This window comes from Desulfobaculum sp. (assembly GCF_054921475.1).
In genome coordinates this window covers 1-6,269 of sequence record NZ_JBUDSW010000221.1, presented here as the reverse complement: position 1 = coordinate 6,269, position 6,269 = coordinate 1, and the positions used below count along the sequence as shown (strand labels likewise).

6 protein-coding genes are annotated in these 6,269 nt (G+C 63.3%); all 6 read left to right on the top strand.

Translation table 11 applies throughout. The features are described 5' to 3' along the window. Positions 1-182 precede the first annotated feature (182 nt). A complete protein-coding gene (locus tag ACY69P_RS13080) occupies positions 183-602 on the top strand; it encodes a hypothetical protein (protein ID WP_462327790.1) in 420 nt (139 codons plus the stop codon). Between the two features lie 10 nt (positions 603-612). Continuing rightward, on the top strand, positions 613-1,473 hold the full coding sequence (locus ACY69P_RS13075; RefSeq protein ID WP_462327789.1) for a hypothetical protein: 861 nt from the start codon (positions 613-615) through the stop codon (positions 1,471-1,473). 142 nt (positions 1,474-1,615) lie between these two features. After that, positions 1,616-2,638, top strand: coding sequence for a tRNA dihydrouridine synthase (locus ACY69P_RS13070; RefSeq protein WP_462327788.1), 1,023 nt, complete (start codon positions 1,616-1,618; stop codon positions 2,636-2,638). A gap of 3 nt (positions 2,639-2,641) precedes the next feature. Next, positions 2,642-3,490: a 4-hydroxy-3-methylbut-2-enyl diphosphate reductase gene (gene ispH, locus ACY69P_RS13065; protein ID WP_462327787.1), complete on the top strand. Its 849-nt coding sequence runs from the start codon at positions 2,642-2,644 to the stop codon at positions 3,488-3,490. Between the two features lie 42 nt (positions 3,491-3,532). Beyond that, entirely contained in the window at positions 3,533-4,489 is a 957-nt protein-coding gene (locus ACY69P_RS13060; RefSeq protein WP_459899412.1) for a chemotaxis protein, read from the top strand. Between the two features lie 73 nt (positions 4,490-4,562). Then, the gene (locus tag ACY69P_RS13055; protein WP_462327786.1) at positions 4,563-6,206 is read left to right on the top strand and encodes an NAD+ synthase; all 1,644 of its coding nucleotides are present in this window, start codon (positions 4,563-4,565) and stop codon (positions 6,204-6,206) included. The last annotated feature ends 63 nt before the right edge of the window (positions 6,207-6,269 follow it).

Sequence of the window (6,269 nt, the reverse complement as noted above, 5' to 3'; positions counted from 1 at the left end):
GGAAACATCGTGAATATGAAAATCTGACGTCTGCACACCGCGCCGGCATATGATGGCAGGCGCGTTGCGGCACCGGCGGCGCATTCCGGGCGCTCCTGCGGCGTCAATCTTCTGCGCCCCATCGCCCGCACGCCCCTCCCCTCCCGCCATGCAGACATTTAACCCATACGACTGGCCGCACAATGACATCTTCTTTTCTCCTTCTGCTCTTTCTGAGCCTTTCCGAAATCGTGCTCCTCGGGCTGTTGCTCGTCTTCTTCATGCGCCTGCGCCGCTCGGAATCCGTGCTCAATTCCCTGCAACAGAATCAGGAATCGCTGCTGGCAAAGCTCCACTTCAACGCCGAGTTGGAGCAGGAGCTGGTGTCCTCCTTTGAAAAGCGGCAGGCCGAACTGTCCAAGCTGGACGACCTGCTGGAAAAACGCTCCGACGAGCTGCAAAAGCTCGTGAAACAGGCCGAACAGGTTTCCCGTTCCCCGCAGTTCCTGCGCGAGGTCATCCTCTCCGGGCACCGCAAGGGCAAGTCCGCACAGGCGCTCGCCCTGTCCACAGGACTCAGCGTGGACGAAGTGGAACTGATTCTGGATCAGGCCGGACAATAGGACCCGCGCCATGCGCATTACCGGATATGGCTCCCGCGGCTTTGGCGGCGGCTCGCACGGCGACAAGGCCGCCCTGTTCCGGGGCCGCCACCGCGTCGGAGAACACCTGCGTGGCCGCCTTATCGAGTATGAGGCGTCTGGGCTTGCGCGTGTGGACTTTGAGGGGCTGGAGCTTCTGGCCCGTATCGAGTCCACTCCCGCGCCCAGCCCCGGACAGGTCGTGCTGTTCCGGGTCATGCGTTTGACACCGGAAATCGTCCTGCAGGAAATCGGCGTGGCGGACACCTCTGAAACCCCTGCGGGGCAAGCACTGCAGGGCTTCTGGGCCGCACGCGCCGCCTTTGAGCAGCACACTCACGACCTGCGCTCCGCCCTTGCCGCACAGGCCGCTTCCGCTCCTGTTACCGCCAAAATCTGGACGCAGCGCCTTGCCGAGCATCCCGACGCACCGCCGCTGTGGGACGCCGTGCAAAGCGCCCTGCGTCTGCTGAATGCCACCCTTGGCGCCAACGGTCCGTGGCAGGCGGACTACCGCCCGTGGCTCCTCCCCGCCGCGCTGTCCGGCGAAATCGTCTACGACCGCGCCATGGACACCCCGCGTGGCGGCGAAGCGGTATTTTCCTTCTCCCTGCCGCAGCACGGGCAGTGCGAACTGCGTGTGTTTGCCTCGCCGCCGGACGCCACCTGCCGCGTCCTTATGGAACATCCCGCCGATGCGCCGGAGCTTGGCGAAGCCGCCAAGGCTCTTGTCCCACAGGGCCTGACGCCGACGGTACTGCCCCCGGCCAGCCTGCCGCAGGCCAGCCGCAGCGGCGCACTCACGCGGTTTGTGGACGCCACTCCCGGCCGGCGGCTGCGCCTTCGCGTCTAGTGCGCCGTCCCGGCCCCGCTGTTCTCCCTCCCGCCGCGGCGTACCCGCCATCCCTTGAGTTCCCCCGGGGGCAATGGTACACCGCTGACGTTGCGACGCCGCCACATGGCGGGTCTTTTCATTCCTTCATCCAACAACCGGTATGAACACGAAAAAACATCCACTCATCGCCAAGGACACGCCGTGGCTCGCGCCGCTGGCCGGATACTCCGACCTGCCCTTTCGCCTGCTGTGCCGTGAGCATGGCTGCAAAATCGCCTGCACGGAAATGGTCAGCGCCAAAGGCCTTGTCTATGGCGGCCCCGGTACGGGCAACCTGCTGGACACCACACCGGACGACCAGCCCCTCGTGGTGCAGCTGTTCGGCAACGAACCTGAATTCATTGAAAAGGCCATGGTTCCGCTTTTGGAACAAGGCTTTGAATATTTCGACCTGAACTCCGGCTGCCCGGTGAAGAAGGTCAACAAAACCGGCGCGGGTGCGGCCCTGCATAAGGACGTGGACCGCCTTGAAGCCCTTGTCTCCACCATGAGCCGCCTTGCCCCGGGCAAGACCGGCGTCAAGTTCCGCCGCGGCTGGGCCGCTGGCGAGGACAACTATCTGGAGGTCGGCAAGCGCATGGAGCAGGCCGGGGCATCGTGGATGACCCTGCACCCCCGCTACGCGCGGCAGGGCTACTCCGGGACCGCCCATTGGGACGCCCTGCGCGAGCTGCAACAGGCCGTCAGCGTTCCGGTCATTGCCAGCGGCGACCTGTTCTCCGCCGAGGACGCCGTCCGCTGTCTGGACGAGACGGGCGTTGCCGGGCTGATGTTTGCCCGCGGCGCGCTGTACAGTCCATTCATCTTCACCCGCTTTGCCGCCATGATGCGCGGCGAGGACGCGCCCATGCCCACGGGCGATGACATCGCGGCCATGATTCGCCGCCATGCCCAGCTGGCGCGGGAGTACTTCCCGGAGCGCAAGGCCCTCGTCAAGATGCGCACCATTGTGCCGCGCTACGTGCGCGACCTGCCGGGCGCACGCATTTTGCGCTCGCGCGTGGTGGGGTGCCAGTCGTGGGAAGAGCTGGACGACATTGTTGTTGAATTTCTGGCCATGCATATGCCAAACGACGCCGAGGACGGCGCCACAGCCGCCCGCCCCGAAAGCCAAGGAGAATAGCGCATGGAAGTCGTACTCGCCGATACCGCGGGCTTCTGCATGGGCGTCAGCCTTGCCCTCAAGAAGCTGAACGCCGTTGTGAAAGCCGCCGAGGGCATCCGCCACATCCGCACCCTCGGCCCCATCATTCACAACCCGCAGGTGCTGGAGCACTACGCCGCCCACGGTGTGGAAGTGATTGAATGCGCCAAGGACGCCGAAGACGGCGATGTGGTGGTCATCCGCGCCCACGGCGTGCCGCAGGCGCTTGAGGACGACATGAAAAAGCGCGGCGTGGACATCCACGACGCCACCTGCCCCAAGGTCAAAAAAGCCCAGCTGCTCATCGCGCGCGAGACGGAAAACGGCCGCACCCTGCTCTTGTACGGCGAAGCCGACCACCCGGAGGTCCGGGGGCTGCTGTCCTACGCCGGGCCGGACGCCGTGGTCTTTGAAACGCTGGAGGAGCTCAAGGCCGCACTCAAGCCCGGCACCGAGTACTTTCTTGCCGCCCAAACCACGCAGGACCGTAACCTCTTTGAAGAACTCAAAGAATATCTTGCCACCGCACTTCCCGCGCCCATTCCTGTGCTGGAGACCATCTGCGACGCCACGCGCATCCGCCAGCAGAAAGCGATCCGCATTGCGCGCGAGGTGGATCGCATGATTGTTGCTGGCGGACGCAACAGCGGCAATACGCGCCGCCTTGTTCAGGTGGTGCGCGACCAAGGCGTCCAGTGCGACCATGTGGAGACCGCCGATGAGCTGAGCGCCGATGCCTACCGGGGGATTTCCAGAATCGGCTTGACAGCCGGGGCGTCCACGCCTGATAAAATAATTGGTGAGATTGTCGACAAGCTGAAGTCTTTCTAAACCCAGCGGCTCATCCACAACAGGAGGACCGAAGGAGCACTTATGTCCCATACGAATATTCTGCTCGAATCGGGAACCAACGAGCTCGAAATCGTTGAATTCTACATTAACGAGCCGTCCGAGGAAGGCGAACACTATCAAGGCTACTACGGCGTCAACGTCGCCAAGGTCCTTGAAATCATCCGCATGCCGCAGGTGACGGAAATGCCGGAAGTGACGCACCCCTCGGTGCTCGGGGCTTTCAATCAGCGATCGCACATCACACCACTTGTGGACCTCAGCATGTGGCTGGGCAAAGAGCGCACGGAAAACGAGCCGCCCAAGGTTATCGTGACCGAGTTCAACAGGGTCACCACGGCGTTCATGGTTTCCGGCGTTACCCGCATCCACCGCATCAGCTGGGAGGAAGTGGAGCCGCCGAACACCTACGTCTCCAACCTGTCCAACGACTCCATCACCGGCGTGGTGAAGATGGATGACCGCATCATCTTTATCCTCGACCTTGAAAAAATCGTCACGGAACTGAACCCGTCCCTCGGGCTGCGCCTTGACGAAACAATCCACTGGGAAAGCGGCGACAACCTCAAGGCGCTTATCTCCGACGACTCCGCCCTCATCCGCGAGATGCTCAAGGACCTGCTGCAAAAGGCCGGCTTCACCGTCGAGGTTACCCACAACGGCAAAGAAGCGTGGGACCGCCTGCAGGAGCTGAGCAAACTCGCCCTTGAGAACAACAAGCCCATCTGGGACTACGTCAACGTGCTGGTCTCGGACATCGAGATGCCCAGCATGGACGGCCTGAGCCTGACCAAGAACGTCAAGGAGCACCCCGTGCTCAAGGACCTGCCCGTCATGCTCTTCTCCTCCCTTATTACGGACCGCCTGCGCCACAAGGGCGATTCCGTAGGCGCGGACGACCAGATTTCCAAGCCAGAGGTCTCGCAGCTTGCCCTGCGCGCCAAGGACCTCATTGACAAGTATATGGGAGCCGCGGAATAACTCTTCCAGCCACGCAACTTCTTCAAAACCGCACTCCTTCCCGTCCGCCGGGTAGGAGTGCGTCCTTCTACGCATGAAATTCGCTCTGCTGCAGCTGAACCTGACCGTTGGAGATCTGGAAGGGAACACCGAGAAAATCGCCACCGCCGTCCGCGCTGCCGCCAGCAAGGGCGCGCAGATGTGCATCGCGCCGGAGCTGTCCGTCATGGGCTACCCCCCGCGCGACCTGCTCCTGCAAGGTGGCTTTGTCGAACGTGCCAACGAGGCACTCACGCGCCTTGCCACCACCCTTGCCGATGCCTGCCCCGTTTTGGTGGGCATTGCCACGCCAAACACCTCCGGAGCCGGAAAACCCTACCGCAACAGCGCCGCCCTGCTTTCCGGCGGAAAAGTTGCGGACGTTTTCCACAAAAGCCTGCTCCCGTCCTACGACGTCTTTGACGAAGACCGCTATTTCGAGCCCGCAGACGGCCCCGGCATCCTGCACATGGACGGCGTCCGCATCGCCGTCACCATCTGCGAGGATGTTTGGAACGACTCCACCTTTTGGGACACGCCGCGCTACTCCAGTGACCCCCTGAGCACACTGCCCGAGGGCGGTGTGGACCTCATCGTCAATCTTTCGGCCTCGCCCTTTGTCATCGGCAAGCAGCGCATCCGGCAGGATATGCTGGCGTGGACGGCAAGGCGCTACGGCGTGCCCCTTGTCTACGCCAATCAGGTGGGCGGCAACGACGACCTCGTCTTTGCCGGGCGCAGCATGGCCTTTGCCCCGGACGGCCGCCTGTTCGCGCGCGGCAAGGCCTTTGACGAGGACGTCCTGATGGTGGATACGCAGGCCTGTACCGGACGCATGGAGGACGACGACTTCACGCCCGAAAGCGAGGCATGGCGCGCCCTTGTCCTTGGCGTGCGGGACTACGTGCGCAAGTGCGGCTTCTCGCGCGTGCTGCTTGGCCTGTCCGGCGGCATCGACTCGTCCCTTGTGGCCGCTGTGGCCGCCGAAGCCATGGGCCCGGAAAACGTGCTGGGCGTGCTGATGCCCTCGCCGTGGTCCAGTGACGGCAGCATTGCCGACGCCGAAGCCTTGGCAACGAACCTCGGCATCGCCACGCGCACCATCCCCATCGCCCCGCTGATGCAGGGCTTTGACGACGCCCTTTCCGGCGCTTTTGACGGCTTTGAGCGCGACGTCACCGAGGAAAATATTCAGGCCCGCATCCGTGGCAACCTGCTCATGGCCATGTCCAACAAATTCCGGTCGCTGCTGCTCACCACGGGCAACAAGTCCGAACTGGCCGTGGGCTACTGCACCATCTATGGCGACATGTCCGGCGGCCTCGCCGTCATCTCCGACGTGCCCAAGACGCTGGTCTTTGCCGTGTGCCGTTGGCTCAACATGACGCAGGGGCGCGAAATCATCCCGGACAGCGTCATCACCAAGCCCCCGTCCGCCGAGCTTCGCCCGGACCAGAAGGACGAGGACTCCCTGCCGCCCTACGAGGTGCTGGATGCCATCCTTGAGCGCCTTGTGGTCCAACGCCAGTCCCCCGAGGACATCGTGCAGGCAGGCTTTGAGCGCGACACCATTGAGCGCGTGCGCCACTTGCTGCGCATTGCGGAATTCAAACGCCGACAGGCCGCCCCGGGCATCAAGGTAACAGACCGCGCCTTTGGCACCGGCTGGCGCATGCCCCTTGCCGCCGTTATCAAGTAATTTTCATCAGCCAGTGAGCCAGTGAGCCAGTGAGCCAGTGAGCCAGTGAGCCAGTGAGCCAGT